Raw genomic sequence first — 18,888 nt, 5'->3', positions numbered from 1 at the left:
TATTTTTAGTGTTGGAAAACTTTATAAAAAGGGGGAGGACACTAAGATGGCAACAAAAAAAGCTGCTTTGGCTTGTTCTGTCTGCGGATCCCGCAACTATTCAAAATCAGTCAGTGAAGGTAAAAAAGGCGAACGCCTTGAAATCAACAAATTTTGCAAGTATTGTAATCAATATACGTTGCATCGTGAAACGAAGTAAGGAGGGAATCAAATGAAATTTTTGAAAAATGTTGTTGAAGAAATGAAAAACGTTTCTTGGCCATCGAAAAAGCAATTACGTAAAGATACCTTTGTGGTGATTCAAACAACCATTATTTTTGCATTGATGTTCTTTGTGATGGACACACTGATTCAAACAGTCTTCAATTGGATCCTAAAGTAAGACTTCTTACTGATAGCGCTAGTCATTTATCGCAAATCATGCTATAATCGCTTTGAGGAAAAACTTCGGTGCAGCTGAGGTTTTTTTATTTTACAAAAAGATGGGGAGTCCGAAAAAAATGGAATCTTTTGAAAAAAATTGGTATGTACTGCATACGTATTCTGGCTATGAAAACAAAGTAAAAGCGAACCTAGAGTCACGTGCACAAAGCATGGGTATGGGTGATTATATTTTCCGTGTCGTCGTTCCCGAAGAAGTAGAAACAGAAGAAAAAAACGGCAAAACCAAAGAAATCGTTCATAAAACATTTCCTGGCTATGTATTAGTTGAAATGGTCATGACGGATGAATCTTGGTACGTTGTACGTAATACTCCTGGGGTAACAGGTTTCGTTGGTTCCCATGGTGCAGGAAGCAAGCCAGCGCCTTTATTACAAGAAGAAATCAATTCAATTTTACGTTCGATCGGTATGAGCACTCGGACAGTTGAACTGGAAGTAGAAATTGGCGAAACCGTCAAAATCATCGAAGGTGCGTTTTCTGGTCTAGAAGGACAAGTAGCAGAAATCGATGAAGAAAAACAAAAACTAAAAGTGAACATCGATATGTTCGGTCGTGAAACGAGTACAGAACTTGATTTTGAGCAAGTAGATAAGATTTAACTACTGGATTCACTAGCAAGAATGACTCTTTTACGGTAAAATAACAGTAATGAGAATAAAGTGGACCAATTCGTTGGCCCACTTTTTTTCTCAAAATAAGTAAGCGCTTTATAAGAGGAAGGGGTCCTATGTCAAAACTAGTCACTTTTTTTAGAGTAAAGTTTCACAATGATTTTCATCCCCATGGTAAAGGGATGATCTCTGTACATAATGGATATAGCTTGTTATTTCTTTTCAATTTGCTGCTATTTTTCTTTGCTATGTTGTTTTTTGATCCAATGGTGGCAATCGAAGAGCTCAAGTTGATTTTGTTTTCGGAAAGTCATTTAGTCACCGATTATATTGCCATGACCTCGGTAGGGACGGCTTTGTTAAATAGCAGTCTGATGACCTTTGTAGCGATCTCGATTTGCTATCACTATCGGGTACCGATCACGGGCGGTGCAGTCTCTGCGATCTTCATGGTGACTGGCTATGGTTTTTTTGGAAAAAATCTCCTTAATTTTATCCCAATATTTTTAGGCGTTCGACTGTATTCGTATTTTATGAACGAACCATTGAAAAAATTTCTGTTGATCGCCCTCTATGGGTCATCGGTTTCCCCAATCGTCAGCTATTTTGCTTTCAATGATTCCTTACCACCATACTTTAGTCTAGTGATGGGGTATGGCATTGGGATCTTCACCGGTTTTTTGATGGTTCCTATGGCCTTATACTTTCAAGCGCTGTTTCAAAGCGTCAGTCTATACAGTGCGGGATTTACTTCAGGGATGCTATGTACACTGGTCGCTGCCATCTGCCGAATGTTTGGCTTGACGATCGAGCTAAGAACATTAGTATCTCAAGAGCAGCAACCTCGATTGATTTTTATGATGCTGGTTTTAGGAGGGGTATTCGTCGGCTATGGCTTGTTGATGGCGATCAAGAAAAAACGATTGAATATGCGAGCGATTTGGTCGCATAGTGGCAAAATCGAGCGAGATATTTTAAGGGATACTGGCGTTTATAATACGATGATCAATATGGGGTTAATGACATTCTTGTTAGTGGCTTACGTTGTCAGTATTGGAGCGGTTTTAAATGGACCAGTTATCGGTGCGATCTTTTGTGTCATCGGCTTTTCTGCTTGTGGCTCTCATGTGTTTAACTCGCTGCCTTTATTGGCAGGGGTGACGATCGCCAATCTATTGAGCGTATACACCATCAACGAGACGGTTACAGTCACGTCAGCGATTTTTGCGATGATGCTCTGTGCAGTAACGAATGCCTATGGCTGGAAAGGCGGCTTGGTGGTCGGTTTTGTCCACGCCTCAATGGTACTGAATATTGATTTCTTACATGGAGGTTTGAATCTGTATAACAATGGTTTTTCTGGCGGGCTCGTCGCCATGATGATCATTCCCTTATTGGATCTCAGCAAACAGCTCTGGCAAAAATCAGCCGATCAGGCACAAGCTACCCAGGAAGAAAAACCACAAATGGACTTGAAAGCACAAGAAAGCGAGCAGCCATTGGTCACGTTGGATCAAACAGAAGGGAAACCTAAATTTTCCGAGCCTGTGAAGGTATTAAAACCCGTTGCCCAAAAGAAACACTATAGGTTAGGCGAGTGGGAGTAGAAAAACCGCCAATGTCGTTTGTTACTTGTTTAACAAGTGTGGATTACTTGTCTTTTCGTCGCTGGAAATCATGGGAAAATGAAAACCAACCAAGAACAAGCAACGATTGGTTGTTCTTGGTTGGTTGTTATTCGTGTTCGTTTCTAAAAAAATCAACGATTGGCTTCTAAGATTTCTGCCTGCAAGCGTTGGGCAGTCGGTGTCATGGCTAGACCGCCTTCAGCCGTTTCCTTGAAAATGCTAGGCATTTGGCGACCGACTTGATACATCGCTAAGACCACTTCATCAGGTGGGATAACACTTTCGATTCCTGCCAGTGCCATGTCGGCAGAGATAAAGGCTTGGGAAGATCCCAGGGCATTGCGCTTCACGCATGGGACTTCGACTAAGCCCGCGACAGGGTCACAAATCAAGCCCATCATATTTTTGAGGGTGATCGCCACCGCTTGAGCCGCTTGGTGAGGGGTGCCACCTTTTGCACAAACCAAAGCTGCCGCTGCCATTGCGCTAGCAGAACCGATCTCCGCTTGACAACCGCCTTCGGCTCCAGAAATCGAGGCATTGTTGGCAATCACTAGACCAAAGGCGCCGGCTGTAAACAAAAAGTCGACTTGTTGCGCTCGAGTCAGTGCCAAACGTTCACGTACGGCCATCAAGACACCAGAAACAACACCCGCACTACCGGCGGTCGGTGTTGCACAGATCAAGCCCATTTTCGCATTGACTTCGTTGACTGCAATGGCATTTTGGACCGCTTGTAGAATGGTTTCTCCGCTTAAAAAATCACCGGCAGCAAGGTAGTCGTTCATGCGTGTCGCATCGCCGCCGGTCAATCCCGTCACCGATTTTACACCAGCGACACCTTCAGCGACTGATTGTTCCATAACAACTAAATTCTTTTCCATGATTGCAAGGATCTGTTCGCGACTACGGCCAGTATTTTCAGCTTCGATCGCAATCATCATCTCTGCAACGGAAGGATAATTTTTACTCTCTGTTACTAATTCTTCTATTGTATAGAACATGTGCCTTTTCTCCTTTAATCAAAATACGCAGCGCTGTAAACGTGTGGCAAAACTTTGATTTGTTGCGCCAGCTGATCATTGCGCTGATCGACTTCGATGATCATGATTGCTTTATCACCGACAGCTTCTCTTGTTACGGTCATCGTACCGATATTGATTTGAGCCTCTGATAGTAAATTGGTTACTTTTGCAATCATTCCTGGAACATCTTGATGAACGATCACATAAGTTGGCGTACCCAGCGTCAGAGAAATTTTGAAGCCGTTAAGCTCTGAAATTTGAATATTACCACCACCGATCGAGATACCAGTGACAGAAAGTTTGTGGCTACCTTTTGTCAAAATCATCTTGACCATATTTGGATGTTCCGCTTTTTCTTTTTTAGGAACGAATAGGACTTCGATCCCTTTCTCATAAGCGATTTTTAAAGAGTCTGCTAGGCGAGCATCATCTGGCTCCATGCCTAAAAGACCGCCAACTAACGCAATATCGGTTCCATGACCGCGATAGGTTTTGGCAAACGATTCATACAAAAGGATATCAACACTGTCTGGCTGTTCGCCAAAAATACTGCGAACGATTTTTCCGATCCGAGCCGCACCGGCTGTATGAGAACTGCTGGGACCCACCATGATGGGACCGATTATATCAAATACACTGCGGTATTTTAATTGTTCCATTTTTTTTCACCTCGATAGTAGTAAACGAATAGGGAAGAATTCCAGTAGTAGTGTAGCATAAAAAAATGAGAGAATGAAAAAAGCAGACCAAAAGCAAGGGATTTTTATTTATTTTTTTATCAAAGGAATGACGAAAAGCGATGGTGAGTATTTTTTCAAAAAAATCAGCTGAAAAACCTTGAATTATTCCTTAAAGATGCTATAATATTCCAGTGTGCTTTCGTCACACGTTTTTTGTGTGTGCACATGAATCACCAAAGTGGGAGGAGAAATTTGGATCTCCAATTAACCACATCACGGACTCAAGGAGGTATGTCTCGTGGCAAAAAAAGTAGAAAAAATCGTTAAATTGCAAATTCCTGCAGGTAAAGCAACACCAGCTCCACCGGTAGGTCCTGCGCTAGGTCAAGCGGGTATCAACATCATGGGATTCACTAAAGAATTCAATGCTCGTACAGCTGATCAAGCAGGTTTGATCATTCCAGTAGTGATCTCTGTATACGAAGACCGCTCATTTACTTTCGTTACAAAAACACCACCAGCAGCAGTATTGTTGAAAAAAGCAGCAAACGTTGAAAAAGGTTCAGGCGAACCAAACAAAACAAAAGTTGCAAAAGTTTCACGCGATCAAGTAAAAGAAATCGCTGAATTGAAAATGGAAGACCTAAACGCAGCTGACGTTGAAGCAGCAATGCGCATGGTTGAAGGAACTGCACGAAGCATGGGGATCACTGTAGAATAATTACAGCCCTAAGGAAGTAGCTTCTCAGTCGGCTTCATATTGAAAAATATGGGACACGTGGGAGGTTCTACCGTTATAACCACATCAAGGAGGAAACAAAATGGCTAAAAAAAGCAAAAAAATGCAAGAAGCATTGAAAAAAGTTGATGCTACAAAAGCTTATTCAGTTGAAGAAGCAGTAGCTTTGGCAAAAGAAACAAATATTGCAAAATTCGACGCAACGGTTGAAGTTGCTTACAAATTAAACGTAGACCCTAAAAAAGCGGATCAACAAATCCGTGGCGCGGTTGTATTACCAAACGGTACTGGTAAAACACAAACAGTTTTAGTTTTTGCTAAAGGCGATAAAGCCAAAGAAGCAGAAGCAGCTGGTGCTGATTTCGTTGGTGACGACGATATGGTTCAAAAAATCCAAGGTGGCTGGTTCGATTTTGACGTTGTTGTTGCAACGCCTGACATGATGGCTACTGTTGGTAAATTAGGTCGTGTGTTAGGCCCTAAAGGTTTGATGCCTAACCCTAAAACTGGTACAGTAACAATGGACGTAACAAAAGCAGTTAACGAAGTTAAAGCTGGTAAAGTAACTTACCGTGTTGACAAAGCTGGAAACATCCACGTACCAATCGGAAAAGTTTCATTTGAAGATGACAAATTAATCGAAAACTTCAAAACAATCCATGAAACATTGTTGAAAGCTAAACCTTCAGCAGCAAAAGGTCAATACATGAAAAATATCTCAGTTACAACAACATTTGGACCTGGGATCCATGTAGAACAAGCTTCTTTCTAATTTAATACAAAAATTTAAAACTTTTATTGACTTGACTGCCTTATCTATGGTAAGGTAGTCAAGGTTAAAAGTTTAACTGTACCGAAGACAGTAGGTGGCATTTGCCTTAATTTCCTACCGAGGACGTTTATTGAGAACCTTCAATAGTCCCTCTATGTCTACGGTGGCATAGAGTTTTTTATTGTCTTTTTTTAAGACATAGGAACCGTTCGTTTCGAAGAAACTCTTCCATCAAAATCAGGAGGTGAAATATAAATGAGTGAAGCAGCTATCGCTAAAAAATCCGCGATCGTTGATGAAGTGAGTGCAAAATTCTCTGCAGCCGCATCTGTAGTCGTTGTTGACTACCGTGGACTAACTGTTGATGAAGTAACTCGCTTACGTAAACAATTGCGTGATGCAAACGTTGAGATGAAAGTTATCAAAAACTCAATTCTTTCTCGTGCTGCTGAAAAAGCTGGTCTAGAAGGTTTAGGTGAAGTATTCACTGGTCCTACTGCCGTAGCATTCAGTAACGAAGACGTTGTTGCACCTGCAAAAATCATTAACGATTTCGCAAAAGACGCAAAAGCTTTAGAAATCAAAGGCGGTATCATCGAAGGCAAAGTTTCTTCATTGGAAGAAATTACTGCATTGGCGAAATTGCCAAACCGCGAAGGACTTCTTTCTATGTTGCTATCTGTGCTACAAGCACCTATCCGCAACGTGGCTTACGCTGTCAAAGCAGTGGCAGAAAAAGAAGAAGATGCAGCATAATTGCCGCATGATTTTTCAGTATTAAAAAACTAAACTACTTACTTAAATGGAGGAAAACAAAATGGCATTGAACATTGAAAACATTGTCGAAGAGCTAAAAGGCGCGACAATCTTAGAATTAAACGATTTAATTAAAGCTATCGAAGAAGAATTTGGCGTATCTGCTGCAGCTCCTGTAGCTGTAGCTGGTGGAGCTGGCGATGCTGGTGCTGCTGAAGAACAAACTGAATTCACTGTAGAATTGACTGCAGCTGGCGATCAAAAAGTTAAAGTTATCAAAGCAGTTCGTGAAGCAACTGGCTTAGGCTTGAAAGAAGCGAAAGCAGTCGTTGACGGAGCTCCTTCAGCAGTTAAAGAAGGCATCTCTAAAGACGAAGCTGAAGCATTGAAAGCAGCTTTAGAAGAAGTTGGCGCTTCAGTAACAGTTAAATAATTTTTCTTAGTGTCAAATCCTTTCGTATGAAGGGGTTTGGCGCTTTTTTTTTAGTAAATGAAATTCCTGCAAAAGGAATAAGCAGCGATCCCCGTTTCTTACTAGCGAGGATCACTGCTTATTTTTTTCGGAATTGTTGGAATAGGAACACAAAAATAAAAAAGAAAAATGCTTCCCACAATGTTGTGGTCCAGCTAAAGCTGCGGTTGATACCAAAAACGAGATTACCGATATTGGAAACCACCAAATACAATGCTGTTGCAAGCAAAGAATAGCCGAGTCGTTTACCCATCATTACGCCTCCTTTTGCTATGATTGTAACAAGTCGAAAGAGTTGTGGCAATCAATTCTCTCCTGATGGAAAGGAATTGTTAGGCGGAAAGAGAATAAAACGAACGATCACAGTGGACCGTTCGTTTTAAGATGGTCCATGGGTGTGACTATTTCAATGGGACATCAAAGATCCAACCCGTTGGAGCCGCAATATCCCCAAATTGAATGCCAGTCAATTGATCATACAATGCTTTGGTTTGTGGTCCAACTTCCGTTTCACTATAGAACACATGAAAATCCTCACCGTTTTGGATCCCGCCGATTGGGGAGATAACAGCAGCTGTTCCGCAGGCACCCGCTTCGACAAACCGATCCAGCTCATTGAGATAAACATCGCCTTCGACAGGGGTCAATCCTAATGAGTGTTGCGCTAGATGCAGCAATGAATATTTTGTGATACTTGGCAAAATAGAAGGAGATTTTGGTGTCACAAATTCATTGTCAGCCGTGATTCCGAAAAAGTTAGCAGAACCGACTTCTTCGATTTTGGTATGCGTTTCTGGATCCAGATAGATGCAGTCGGAAAATTTCCGCTGATGGGCTTCGTATCCAGGCAACAAACTCGCCGCATAATTTCCACCAACTTTGGCTGCGCCAGTACCATTTGGAGCCGCGCGATCATAGTCAGAAACAATGAAATTGGTCGGTGTCAATCCGCCCTTAAAGTAAGGACCGACAGGCATACAAAAAACCGTAAAAATATACTCTGGTGCTGGACTGACACCGATGTTTTCTCCCACCCCAATCAATAGAGGACGAATATACAAGGTGGCGCCGCTACCATAAGGTGGAACATATTCCTGATTTGCTTTTACTACTTGTTTTACCGCATCTAAGAAAAAGTCCTCAGGAACCTCTGGCATGCGCAGGCGATAGGCACTGCGATTCATCCGTTTGCTATTTTCGTCTGGACGGAACAAATTGATGCCGCCATCTTTTCTTCGGTAGGCTTTTAGTCCTTCAAAACATTGCTGTCCATAATGAAGAGCGGTTGATCCCTCGTGGATATGCAGATAATTATCCTCGGTAAGTTCGCCTTCATTCCAAGAACCGTCTTTCCATGTTGCCAAAAAACGCCATGGCGTCTTGATATAAGAAAACCCTAAATTTGACCAATCGATTGTCATTCGTTCACACCCTTTTTTAATTTTTCTAAGTATAGCACTTCAGAAAAGAAATGTCATTATTTTCTGAAAATTCTTCTGTAAGAAGAGTTGGTGACATTGACGTGTAAAGGATAGGGAAGTGCTATTTGCTTGTACGAGTTCCCCAGTTTGTTTTTCTACAAGTTCTGTGCTTCAATGAGAGTATAAAAAAACAAAAAAGGGGGAACGTTTGTGATTGAGGAAGTGTTGACGGACAGTCAGGGGATCGCTGCTGCGTATCGACGATTGAAACCAATCATGATCCATACACCACTTGCACCAAGTAATATTTTAGGCAAAGAAAAAGAGGGCACGATATTTTTGAAATTAGAAAATCTACAGCGTACAGGCTCCTTTAAAGCGCGGGGGGCGTATAACAAGCTCGCTTCATTGACTGATGCAGAAAAACTTCGCGGTGTCATCGCCTGTTCTGCAGGAAATCATGCGCAAGGTGTTGCTCTCGCCGGATCGTTACTGGGGATCAATGTCCGAATCTTTATGCCATTAACGGCTGCTAAAACAAAAATAGAGGCGACAAGAAGCTATGGCGCACAAGTCGTTTTAGCAGGAGAGACGTTTGATGAAACCAAACAACTGACAGTAGACGCCATGAAAGACAGTGGCGAAGTTTTTGTCTCTCCCTTTGATGATCGTGCAGTAATGGAGGGGCAAGGAACGATTGCGATCGAACTGTTGGAGGATCTTCCAGATGTTGATAATGTCATTATTCCCATCGGCGGTGGTGGGTTGATCGCTGGGATGGCTTTAGCCTTAAAAGAACTTCGTCCAGAAGTCAAAATCATCGGCGTTCAATCCTATGGCGTTTATGGTATGATCGCATCGATCTGGCAGCAAAAGCTGGTAGCCAATCGCCGCAGTAGAACGATCGCCGATGGCTGTGATGTTGCTTTAGCAGGGGAGCTGACCTATGATGTTTTAAAGACCCGTATCGATGAAACGGTCTTAGTTGAAGAATCCGACATCGAACAAGCGATCCATTACTTGGCTTTGAAGGAAAAAGTCATTGCAGAAGGTGCTGGTGCATTAAGTACAGCGGCGATTTTAAGCGGACAGATCGATCATTTACTTCGAGGAAAGAAAACTGTGGCATTAGTCTCCGGCGGCAATATTGATTTCTCTGTGTTTAAGGAAATGATTTGAATAAAAAGCATACTCAAGTAAAATCGATGAGGTTCATTTGAAATTATCAAAAGGATCTCTATATCTTTACCTGCGATAGGGTCAAAATCATTGTGACGATAGCTAAAGGATCTTGTCGATTCATGGTATGAAAAGCAGCAAAAAAAAAAGAGTTCCCGTTTGAAGGAACTCTTTTTTACATTCAAAACAACTATTTAACGATTAGAAACTACGTCCGCCGCCGCCGAAAGTACCGCCGCCAGAAGAGTGGGTCGTACTGCCACCGCCACCGCCAGAAAAACCGCCACCACCGCCGCCTCCGCCATTATTCGAAGGACGGGGGATGCGTCTGGTTGTGACAAAGGAGTTGACTAAGCGATCTTCTTTTTGGGTCAGATCAATACTTGATTTTTCTAGATAGTTAAATTTGTAGCCGCCCATTTTTAATTGGTAACGGGATTTAACAATGATGAAAAAGGCGATACTGATCACTGCTGCGATCGCTAAGCAAATAGCAATTTCTAGTGGCGTCATCACTTTGTAATAAGTAATTTTTCCAGTATCACGATCGATACGATAGTGATCGGCAGGAACACCTGCTTCCACAAAACCAGCTGCTTTTTGCAGATAGACCAATGCCGCTTGGTAATAATTTCCCTCTGCCATCTGGTCAAATACCGCATCAAGAAGGTTGTCTAGACGTGAATCGGTGAGGTAATCGATCATATTTCCAGAAGTCGAAACGTGAAATTTACGTTGCGACATATCGATCACCAAAGCGGATCCGTTGTTGTCGTTGCCGATCCGTCTTGAAAGATATCGATTAGTATACAACTCGATATCTCCCGTGTTGCTGTTCGTTGTTTGAATAAACACTTCGCCTTTGATTTTCGCATTCAGCGCTTCTGCTTCTTCATTCAACTTCTGGATTTCTTGTTCGGTAAAAAGTCCAGCGTGGTCTGCGACTGTCTCTTCGGCTGCAAAGGCGGGCAGGGTGGTTAAGAAAAAGCCAACCAGCAGAAGCAACAAATAAGATAGTTTTTTCATAGGAAATACGCTCCAATCAATGCGAGGATGGTCGTTGCCGCGAAAATTGCGCCACTGACGATTCCCAAGCGTTTGTAACTGATCGGTAAAACACCGCTGACTTTTCCTGTTTGCCCATTCATCGCATAATAAAAGGCACTCTTGTTTTCATCATCGGCTCGATAGGTCACTAGCCATACAGGAAGCAAAACGTAGTTGTTTTCTTCTTTTGTTAGATTGATGGATCGATTGTTGCGTTTAAAACTAGTATAGCCATTGACCGTACCTGCTAGCAGATTTTCAGCATAACCCGATAATTCGTTTTTGACTTCGTCGGAAAGATCAATGTATTCAATGTCTCTTTTTTCTGCTTGGAAGCCGGCTAAATACTGACTGCGAAACGCAACGGCTTTTTCCAGGGGAAACGGCTGAACACCAGTTACCATTTTTTGCTGAACGTTTTTTGACAACGCATGCTTGAGTAATTCGTTCACCTTGATTTTGCCTCGTCGCAAGACGTCGTATTGTTTATGCTCGGTATATTCAATGTCACCCACTCGCCAAATTCGCAAGGAGGTACCCATTCCTGAAAGGGAGCCGTTCATCTCGGCATCGACGACCCAATAAGGGAAGTATACGCCAGTCAATTTCTCTACTTGTGCTTGATCGAAGAAATCCCGTGGGACAAATTTTTTCTTTTGTGCCCATTCTAAGAACTTTTGTGTTGCTTCTTCTTTTTCAATCGCAAAGGGAAGGACTTTGTTTGGCAAAAATTCTCCCGAAAGCCGTCCAGATAAAACGACCGGGTTATGGCAAAAGTAGCAATAGGTTGCGGCCGTCGTTGCATCCGTCACGATTTCAGCACCGCAGCTGGGGCAGGTGAAAAGGTCCATCTGTCCCGCTTGTGCATTGGCTTGTTGCTGCACTTCTTCTTCCAGGCTCGGCTCCGTCACTGAGGCAGCCGTGACATCTACAGAAGAATCAGTGGCCATTTGCGCTTCTTTTTGCTTTTCTTCAAAGGCAGTGACTTCGTCTTCAGTAAAAATACTCAGACAAAATGGACAATGAAATTTTTGATCACCAGGATCAAAAGTTAAAGCGCCCCCGCAATTGGGGCACTTATGTGTGATAACATCCATCAGCAATCCTCCTCAATTAGTCTACTGGGACACCTTTGAAAGGTTTGCCGCAATTCGGACAGAATTTTGGAATGCCGTTGGCTAAATCGATCACTTCACCACAATCGCTGCATTTCATTTTCAGGCTTGGTCCATCGCTCGTTGGTTTTGGCGTGCCGCAATTGCTGCAGAATTTACCAGTATTGGAGGTGCCGCATTGTGGGCAGTCCCAATGATCTGCGTTGTTTTGTGCAGGTGCTTGTTGCTGCTGCATCTGCTGTTGGTTATTTTGTGACGCTTGGTTCAAATAACCGCCACCAGCGTTCATCCCCATGCCCATGCCAACAAACCCAGTCGTAGCGCCAGCGGCATTGCTACCGGCAGATTCCATACCACGAGCAACCGAACCTTGAACATAGCCTTCACGAATCGAAGGGTCGCCTAACATTGCCCCTTGGTTCCGCATGTTGATCAATTTTACGGAATCATCCGTATAAGAGATGCTTGCGACGGCAACCGAAACGATTTCCATTCCTCGGAGTTCTCGCCAGCTGTCATCAAGAACCGTTCCCATATATTTGCTTAATTCCATGCTCTTAGATGGAACGTAAGAAATTCGTTCGCCATCAGCGGACATTTTGTTGATCGCTGTTTGTAGGGCGGTCAAAAATTCAGCTAAGTACTGCTCGTTGATGTCGTTGATATCGACTTGACTTTTGTTTTTTGGGATCGCATTCGTATAGAACAAAATTGGATCGGTAATTCGTAAGGAATAGTTTCCGTGCGCCCGCAAGAAAAGTTCTGCGTTGTAAAAGTTGTCAAAATAATTCAAAGGCGAGGAAGTACCGAAGCGAATCCCTTTGATTTCTTGTAGATTGATATAAAAAACTTGTTGTTTTTGCGGTGTAACGCCACCAAACTTAAAGCGGTCAAACGTTTCAGAAATCGCATCTTTCAATGAACCGTTTAACATTGAAGGCGCTAATTCGTTTTTCACTGTATAGTAGCCTTCTTCGGCGGTATAATCGATGATTCGCCCGCCATCAACCAATAACATCATCATATTCGGATAGACATGGATCACTGAGCCATCAGTGATGACATCTTCCGTGCCTTTTCTGTTGGCACCGCGTTTGTCATTACGCCGCACTTTGACACCTTTTGTCATTACTGTCGAATCGCTCATATTGTCAGGCTCGATCACCTCTAGCCATTGATCTGCTAATCCGCCGCCAATTGCGCTTGTTGCCGCTTTGATAATACCCATTTTCAGTCCTCCTTTAAATTGTTTTCATCACAATAGATGAACATAGATTCATTATACCATAGGAGGTGAGATTTACGTTATCAGTCTAAAGTTGGAGAGGAGTTTTTCGCAAAATCCATCAATAAACGGTTCGTTCGCAGGTGGATTTGAATAAAAGAGACAAATGGTAGGTTGCGGATTAAATTTCCATTTCTTTTGAGATTCCCCCACGCAAACGGTGGTTTTTTTGGCTGATATTACGTATAATAGAAGGTAGCGAATTTTGAAATGAGTGTGGAAAACTATGGCTTATCAAGCATTATATCGTGTTTGGCGTTCTCAGCGTTTTGATGATGTTGTCGGACAAAAAGCAATTACCCAAACCTTAAAAAATGCAATCGATCAAAACCAGATCTCGCATGCCTATTTATTTACGGGTCCTCGAGGAACCGGGAAAACAAGTGCAGCGAAAATTTTTGCCAAAGCCATCAATTGTCCGAACCAGGTCAACGGTGAGCCTTGCAATGAGTGCGATATGTGTCGCTCAATCACAGCAGGGACGCAAGAAGACGTGATCGAAATCGATGCGGCAAGCAACAACGGTGTAGAAGAAATTCGCTTTATTCGTGATCGTGCGAACTATGCACCGACCCAAGCTGAATACAAAGTTTATATCATCGATGAAGTGCACATGCTGTCAACAGGCGCATTCAACGCTTTACTAAAAACATTGGAAGAACCACGGAAAAATGTTGTCTTTATTTTGGCAACAACAGAGCCCCATAAGATTCCAGCAACGATCATTTCCCGAACCCAACGCTTTGATTTCAAACGGATCAATACGCAAGATATCGTGGGTCATTTAGAAACGGTCCTTACTACTAGTGAGATCAATTACGAAGCAGAAGCTTTACAGATCATTGCGCGAGCCGCAGAAGGCGGTATGCGGGATGCCTTGAGTATCACCGACCAGGCGATCGCTTTTAGTGATGGAACCGTAACGACCCAAGATGCTCTTGAAGTGACGGGCAGCTTGTCCTATGAAATGATGGACCGTCTGATGCAGGCTTGCGGGGAAAAAGAAGTTGCCGATGCGTTAGCGACCTTGCGGGAGTTATTAGCCTCTGGTAAAGAAGCCCGACGTTTATTGGAAAACTTGTTGGTTTATTGTCGAGACTTGCTGATGTATCAACAAGCGCCGCAGCTGCTATCTGAAAAGTCGCTGCAGTTGACTGAAGCGTTTCAAACACTGGCAAAAAATACCCCGCCAGCAAAAATCTATCACTGGATCACGGTCTTAAACGATACGCAAAATGAAGTACGATTTACGAACAATCCTACGATCTATCTGGAAGTGGCTGTGGTCAAATTAGCCAATGATCCAGAAAGTGCTGCTGTTGCTAGCAATTCAGCTGATAATAGTCAAGAAGTGGCGCAGTTACGGCAAGCATTGCAAAAACTTCAGGGAGAGGTGCAACGACTGCAGGAGAATCGACCGGCAGGTGCCGTTGCGGAAACCACTGCGCCAGTGAAGAAAGCCAAGGCGACCACTACGTTCCGTTTACCAAAGGAACGCGTGTTCCAAGTACTGAAAAGTGCAACGAAGAAAGACTTGGCAAACGTTCGCAATGTTTGGGACGATCTTTTGATGTCTCTTTCCGTGACGCAAAGAGCTATGCTGCATTCCAGTGAAGCAAAAGCTGCCAGCGAATCGGGCGTCGTGATCGCTTTTGATTATGAGATTTTATGCCAGCGAGCAAGTAACGACCAAGAGTTCCAATTGATGATCCATAATCAATTGTCTCGGATGATCAAAGACTACGCCCCACAGGCTGTCTTTATCACAAAAGAAAGTTGGCCGGCACTACGGCAAGAGTTTTTGGCCGGCGGTCAAGCAGCGGCAGATTCGGAAATTGAAGTAGACCAAGAAGAGACCGAAGCCGCTCCTGTCGAACCAGAAAATGACGACTTAGTGACAAAAGCGCAAGAGTTATTTGGTGAATTAACCAGCATTGAAGAAAATTAATGAAAATGGAGTGATTGATAATGATGCGAGGCATGGGAAATATGCAAGGCATGATGAAACAAATGCAAAAAATGCAAAAAGAAATGATGAAAGAACAAGAAGCGCTGAACAGCAAACAATTTATCGGCGAATCGACAAATGGCTATGTCAAAGCGACCTTTACTGGCGATAAGACGTTACAAGACATTACTATCAATGAAGCGATCGTTGATGCTGACGATGTGGAAATGCTGCAAGATATGATCATTTTAGCTGTCAATGACGGATTGAAGAAAATTGAAAAAGAATCGGAACAAACGATGGGCAAATATACAAGAAACATTCCGGGTCTATAAAAGGAGAAATGACGGTGCAATATCCTGAACCGATCGCCCGATTGATCGACAGTTACATGAAACTGCCGGGAATCGGACAAAAAACCGCGACACGTTTGGCATTTTATACGATCGATATGAAAGAAGAAGTCGTCAATGAGTTTGCCAAATCGTTGCTTAGTGTCAAACGAGATTTGCACTTTTGCAGTATTTGCGGAAATATAACTGAAGAAGATCCTTGTGAGATCTGTAGTGATCCAACAAGAGACAAAGAAACGATTTTAGTGGTTGAAGAGCCTAAAGATGTCATGGCACTAGAAAAAGTCCGGGAGTATCATGGACTTTATCATGTGCTGCATGGCGTGTTATCCCCGATGGAAGGGACAGGTCCAGAAGATATCAACATTGCATCGCTGATACAGCGGCTGCATGATGATCAGGTCAAAGAAGTGATTATTGCGACCAATGCGACCACGGAAGGTGAAGCAACGGCGATGTATATGTCACGTTTGATCAAGCCTGCTGGTATTAAAGTCACGCGTTTGGCTCATGGCTTATCTGTGGGCAGCGATATTGAATACGCGGATGAAGTGACCTTGCTAAAAGCAGTAGAAGGTCGCCGAGAATTATAAAGATATTGGAGGCAATTAGGGTGAATGGATTGTTTATAACCATCGAAGGACCGGATGGTGCTGGAAAAACCAGTGTGATCGAAGAGTTGTATCCTCGGTTACAGCTTGAAGCAACAAGAAAAATCGTGAAAACAAGAGAACCTGGCGGAGTTAAAATCGCTGAAAAGATTCGTAAAATTATTTTAGATCCGCGAAATGAAGAAATGGATGAGCGGACGGAAGCCTTACTTTATGCAGCGGCCCGCCGCCAACACTTGATTGAGGTTGTCCTGCCGGCATTGAATGCTGGTCACATCGTGATCTGTGACCGCTTTGTTGACAGTTCGCTTGCCTATCAAGGAGCTGGACGCCGCATCGGGATTCCTGAGATCGCACGGATCAACGAGTTTGCGACGGAAGGAACGACGCCTGATTTTACCTTGTATCTAGATGTTGACTCTGATACTGGCTTGCGTCGCATCCAAGAAAACCGCGCACATCAATATGACCGCTTAGATTCGGAAGGATTGGAGTTTCACCAACGGGTTCGTCATGCGTATCTTAAGCTGGCGGAAGAAAATCCTGTACGCATTCATAAGATTGATGCTAGAATGGGGTTACAAGAAGTTGTTGAATCCAGCTATTCAGCAATCGTTGAATCGTATCCTGCTTACTTCAAGTCAATCTAGGGTAGGTTGGATAACACAAAGGAGATGGTCCCATGAAATTAATTATGGCAATCGTACAAGACAAAGACAGTAATCGTTTGGCAAATGAGTTTATTGATGCCAATATCCGTGCTACAAAATTGTCCTCAACGGGTGGGTTTTTAAAGGCTGGCAACAGTACGTTTATCATTGGTATTGAAGACGATCGGGTACAAGATGCATTAGAATTGATCAAAAAAACCTGTCAATCAAGAAAACAATATGTCTCGACACCGATGTCTTTAGACATTTCCTTAGACGGTCAAGTTCCTTATCCAGTCGAAGTCGAAGTCGGCGGAGCAACTGTGTTCGTGCTACCGGTTGACGGATTCCATCAATATTAAAAAAGGAGCTTTTCATGGAGGAGTTATTTCTACAAGAATATCAGCCTCTTGTTTTTGCCCAACTAAAAAAAAGTATCAAGCATGGGCGCATTGCTCATGCTTATCTTTTTGAAGGGGACAAGGGGACTGGCAAGCACGAATTAAGTCTGTGGCTCGCAAAACGCCTTTTTTGTACCAATGTGCAAGAAGAAGCCCCTTGCGGCATATGCAGCAATTGTCTGCGGATCGCCCAAGGAGAGCATCCTGACGTCATCCAAATCGAGCCGGATGGGCAGATGATCAAAGTCGATCAGATTCGGCAGCTGCAAGAGGAGTTCTCAAAGAGCGGCTTTGAAAGTCGTCTGAAAATCTTTATTTTGTCTCAAGCAGACAAAATGAACAACAGCGCTGCCAACAGCCTATTAAAGTTTTTAGAAGAACCGGTGGGAAACTTTTTGGCGATTTTAGAAACCGAGAGTTTAGGACGTATTTTGCCGACGATTCAGTCTCGCTGTCAGATCATTCATTTTTCGCCGCTGTCAAAAGAAAAACTACAGGAGAAGCTGCAAGAAGAAGGACTTTCCAAAGAGACGAGTCGACTTCTGAGCCACTTGACTAATAGTTATCATAAAGCAGTTGAAATCTCGCAGGATGAATGGTTTAATGAAACTAAGGATGCTGTTAAGCGTTGGGTGAATTACCTTTTGAAGAAAGACCCGCAAGCATTTATTTTTGTTCAGAAAAAATTATTGGGTCTAGCAAAAGAAAAAAATCAGCAATCAGAAATCTTTTTGCTCTTGTTATTTTACTTTCAAGAGGAACGAGATCGATTGTTGGCACAAGGTTTATGGGGAAAAGAGATCAATCGTGCCATTGAAGCCGCATTGCAAGCACAAAAAAAATTGCAAGCCAATGTGTCTTTCCAAGGAGTGGCAGAACAATTTTCCGTGAAAATCATCTATGGATAAAACGCAGCAGCCGGAAAAGGAGACCAGAGATGATCGAAGTTGTCGGAGTGCGTTATCATGACGTAGGCCAGATTTATTTTTACACACCAAAAAAACAGACCTATACCATAAATGAACAAGTCATCGTGGAATCACAAGATGCCAAATGTCTTGCCACGGTGGTTACCAAAAGCAGAAAAATGAATGAGAGCGATTTGCCTCAAGCAGTCAAACCGATCCTGCGTCGAGCGACGAAAAAAGATTTGGAGCAAGCTGCCGCCAATCAAAAAGCAGCAGACGAAGCGTTGAAAATTGGGAAAGAAAAAATCCGAGCACACCAGCTGCCAATGAAGCTGATTCGGGTGGCATATACCTTTGAGCGCACAAAACTGATTTTTTCGTTCACGGCAGAAAGCCGCGTTGATTTTCGTGAGTTGGTCAAAGACTTGGCAAGTGAATTTCATACACGGATCGAACTGCGCCAAATTGGTGTCAGGGATGAAGCAAAGGCGCTAGGCGGAGTTGGACCCTGCGGTCGCAAACTATGCTGTGCGACGTTTTTAGGCGATTTTATCCCAGTGTCCATCAAGATGGCTAAGGATCAAGGACTCTCCTTAAATCCTGCAAAAATTTCAGGGTTATGTGGTCGTTTGATGTGTTGTCTTAAGTACGAAAGTGAAGAGTATGAGCGTGCAAAAAAAGAATTGCCGGATCGCGGCAAGGAAGTTGAAACGCCAGATGGCAAAGGACGTGTGGTTGGGCTGGATCTGTTGAGCCGAGTGATCAAAGTCCGTTTGCATGATCGGCAAACACCAATCGAGTATGATTATGAAGAACTAGTGACAAAATAAGTAGGTGACCATA

General features: G+C 43.1%; 23 protein-coding genes and 1 other annotated feature. Of the genes, 16 read left to right on the top strand and 7 right to left on the bottom strand.

The genetic code is table 11. The annotated features are described in order from the left end of the window. Positions 1-46: 46 nt before the first annotated feature. The 4 genes from rpmG to IGI69_RS09880 all read left to right on the top strand — a co-directional run bounded on the left by rpmG (position 47) and on the right by IGI69_RS09880 (position 2,662). Positions 47-199 (top strand): 50S ribosomal protein L33, encoded by a 153-nt coding sequence (rpmG, locus tag IGI69_RS09895; RefSeq protein WP_005229764.1) that lies wholly within the window; start codon positions 47-49, stop codon positions 197-199. Positions 200-211: 12 nt separating this feature from the next. Beyond that, positions 212-382 (top strand): preprotein translocase subunit SecE, encoded by a 171-nt coding sequence (gene secE / locus IGI69_RS09890; protein ID WP_005229766.1) that lies wholly within the window; start codon positions 212-214, stop codon positions 380-382. A gap of 118 nt (positions 383-500) precedes the next feature. Beyond that, positions 501-1,043: a transcription termination/antitermination protein NusG gene (gene nusG, locus IGI69_RS09885; protein ID WP_005229769.1), complete on the top strand. Its 543-nt coding sequence runs from the start codon at positions 501-503 to the stop codon at positions 1,041-1,043. A 128-nt stretch (positions 1,044-1,171) separates the two neighbouring features. Further along, positions 1,172-2,662, top strand: a complete 1,491-nt coding sequence (locus tag IGI69_RS09880; RefSeq protein ID WP_015509956.1) for a DUF1576 domain-containing protein — start codon at positions 1,172-1,174, stop codon at positions 2,660-2,662. Positions 2,663-2,814: 152 nt separating this feature from the next. Here the strand turns inward: IGI69_RS09880 and sdaAA are convergent, their stop codons facing one another. Together sdaAA and sdaAB are read right to left on the bottom strand one after the other, a co-directional pair. Further along, entirely contained in the window at positions 2,815-3,687 is an 873-nt protein-coding gene (sdaAA, locus tag IGI69_RS09875; protein WP_010749448.1) for an L-serine ammonia-lyase, iron-sulfur-dependent, subunit alpha, read from the bottom strand. A 14-nt stretch (positions 3,688-3,701) separates the two neighbouring features. After that, entirely contained in the window at positions 3,702-4,367 is a 666-nt protein-coding gene (sdaAB, locus tag IGI69_RS09870) for an L-serine ammonia-lyase, iron-sulfur-dependent subunit beta (protein WP_005229781.1), read from the bottom strand. Between the two features lie 319 nt (positions 4,368-4,686). On the opposite strand from sdaAB, the gene rplK reads away from it, so the two are divergent. From rplK to rplL, 4 genes are all read left to right on the top strand, one after another. Continuing rightward, positions 4,687-5,109 (top strand): 50S ribosomal protein L11, encoded by a 423-nt coding sequence (rplK, locus tag IGI69_RS09865; RefSeq protein WP_005229787.1) that lies wholly within the window; start codon positions 4,687-4,689, stop codon positions 5,107-5,109. A gap of 100 nt (positions 5,110-5,209) precedes the next feature. Continuing rightward, complete coding sequence (gene rplA / locus IGI69_RS09860; RefSeq protein WP_005229790.1) at positions 5,210-5,899, top strand: 50S ribosomal protein L1; 690 nt, start codon at positions 5,210-5,212, stop codon at positions 5,897-5,899. 63 nt (positions 5,900-5,962) lie between these two features. Further along, positions 5,963-6,089, top strand: a sequence feature (ribosomal protein L10 leader region). Between the two features lie 65 nt (positions 6,090-6,154). Beyond that, complete coding sequence (rplJ, locus tag IGI69_RS09855; protein ID WP_005236672.1) at positions 6,155-6,655, top strand: 50S ribosomal protein L10; 501 nt, start codon at positions 6,155-6,157, stop codon at positions 6,653-6,655. A 61-nt stretch (positions 6,656-6,716) separates the two neighbouring features. Further along, positions 6,717-7,088, top strand: coding sequence for a 50S ribosomal protein L7/L12 (gene rplL / locus IGI69_RS09850; protein WP_003127081.1), 372 nt, complete (start codon positions 6,717-6,719; stop codon positions 7,086-7,088). A 118-nt stretch (positions 7,089-7,206) separates the two neighbouring features. On the opposite strand, the gene IGI69_RS09845 is transcribed toward rplL, so the two are convergent. Together IGI69_RS09845 and IGI69_RS09840 are read right to left on the bottom strand one after the other, a co-directional pair. Continuing rightward, positions 7,207-7,380, bottom strand: coding sequence for a hypothetical protein (locus IGI69_RS09845; protein WP_005231922.1), 174 nt, complete (start codon positions 7,378-7,380; stop codon positions 7,207-7,209). A 148-nt stretch (positions 7,381-7,528) separates the two neighbouring features. Continuing rightward, positions 7,529-8,548: a branched-chain amino acid aminotransferase gene (locus IGI69_RS09840; protein WP_005229799.1), complete on the bottom strand. Its 1,020-nt coding sequence runs from the start codon at positions 8,546-8,548 to the stop codon at positions 7,529-7,531. A 210-nt stretch (positions 8,549-8,758) separates the two neighbouring features. On the opposite strand from IGI69_RS09840, the gene IGI69_RS09835 reads away from it, so the two are divergent. Next, entirely contained in the window at positions 8,759-9,727 is a 969-nt protein-coding gene (locus tag IGI69_RS09835; RefSeq protein ID WP_175496481.1) for a pyridoxal-phosphate dependent enzyme, read from the top strand. Between the two features lie 201 nt (positions 9,728-9,928). Here the strand turns inward: IGI69_RS09835 and IGI69_RS09830 are convergent, their stop codons facing one another. From IGI69_RS09830 to IGI69_RS09820, 3 genes are read right to left on the bottom strand one after another with little or no spacing between them, the layout of a single operon-like run. Further along, on the bottom strand, positions 9,929-10,753 hold the full coding sequence (locus IGI69_RS09830) for a TPM domain-containing protein (RefSeq protein ID WP_201689435.1): 825 nt from the start codon (positions 10,751-10,753) through the stop codon (positions 9,929-9,931). Then, a complete protein-coding gene (locus IGI69_RS09825) occupies positions 10,750-11,871 on the bottom strand; it encodes a TFIIB-type zinc ribbon-containing protein (RefSeq protein WP_438740683.1) in 1,122 nt (373 codons plus the stop codon). Before IGI69_RS09825 ends, IGI69_RS09830 begins: the two co-directional genes overlap by 4 nt. 16 nt (positions 11,872-11,887) lie before the next feature. Continuing rightward, on the bottom strand, positions 11,888-13,117 hold the full coding sequence (locus tag IGI69_RS09820) for an SPFH domain-containing protein (RefSeq protein ID WP_438740681.1): 1,230 nt from the start codon (positions 13,115-13,117) through the stop codon (positions 11,888-11,890). A 283-nt stretch (positions 13,118-13,400) separates the two neighbouring features. On the opposite strand from IGI69_RS09820, the gene dnaX reads away from it, so the two are divergent. From dnaX to IGI69_RS09785, 7 genes are read left to right on the top strand one after another with little or no spacing between them, the layout of a single operon-like run. Next, positions 13,401-15,122, top strand: a complete 1,722-nt coding sequence (dnaX, locus tag IGI69_RS09815; RefSeq protein WP_438740679.1) for a DNA polymerase III subunit gamma/tau — start codon at positions 13,401-13,403, stop codon at positions 15,120-15,122. A 20-nt stretch (positions 15,123-15,142) separates the two neighbouring features. Beyond that, positions 15,143-15,457, top strand: a complete 315-nt coding sequence (locus IGI69_RS09810) for a YbaB/EbfC family nucleoid-associated protein (RefSeq protein ID WP_005229811.1) — start codon at positions 15,143-15,145, stop codon at positions 15,455-15,457. A gap of 14 nt (positions 15,458-15,471) precedes the next feature. Beyond that, a complete protein-coding gene (gene recR, locus IGI69_RS09805) occupies positions 15,472-16,068 on the top strand; it encodes a recombination mediator RecR (protein WP_005229813.1) in 597 nt (198 codons plus the stop codon). Positions 16,069-16,088: 20 nt separating this feature from the next. Then, on the top strand, positions 16,089-16,736 hold the full coding sequence (gene tmk / locus IGI69_RS09800) for a dTMP kinase (protein WP_005229815.1): 648 nt from the start codon (positions 16,089-16,091) through the stop codon (positions 16,734-16,736). 32 nt (positions 16,737-16,768) lie between these two features. Beyond that, a complete protein-coding gene (locus IGI69_RS09795; RefSeq protein WP_005229817.1) occupies positions 16,769-17,098 on the top strand; it encodes a cyclic-di-AMP receptor in 330 nt (109 codons plus the stop codon). Positions 17,099-17,112: 14 nt separating this feature from the next. Continuing rightward, positions 17,113-18,045, top strand: a complete 933-nt coding sequence (gene holB, locus IGI69_RS09790) for a DNA polymerase III subunit delta' (RefSeq protein WP_142968236.1) — start codon at positions 17,113-17,115, stop codon at positions 18,043-18,045. 29 nt (positions 18,046-18,074) lie between these two features. Further along, on the top strand, positions 18,075-18,875 hold the full coding sequence (locus tag IGI69_RS09785) for a PSP1 domain-containing protein (RefSeq protein ID WP_005229821.1): 801 nt from the start codon (positions 18,075-18,077) through the stop codon (positions 18,873-18,875). Positions 18,876-18,888 lie beyond the last annotated feature (13 nt).

Origin of the sequence: Enterococcus sp. DIV1083b (assembly GCF_051713705.1) — a bacterium.
GTDB lineage: Bacteria > Bacillota > Bacilli > Lactobacillales > Enterococcaceae > Enterococcus_D > Enterococcus_D casseliflavus.
This window is presented reverse-complemented; position numbering and strand designations above follow the sequence as displayed.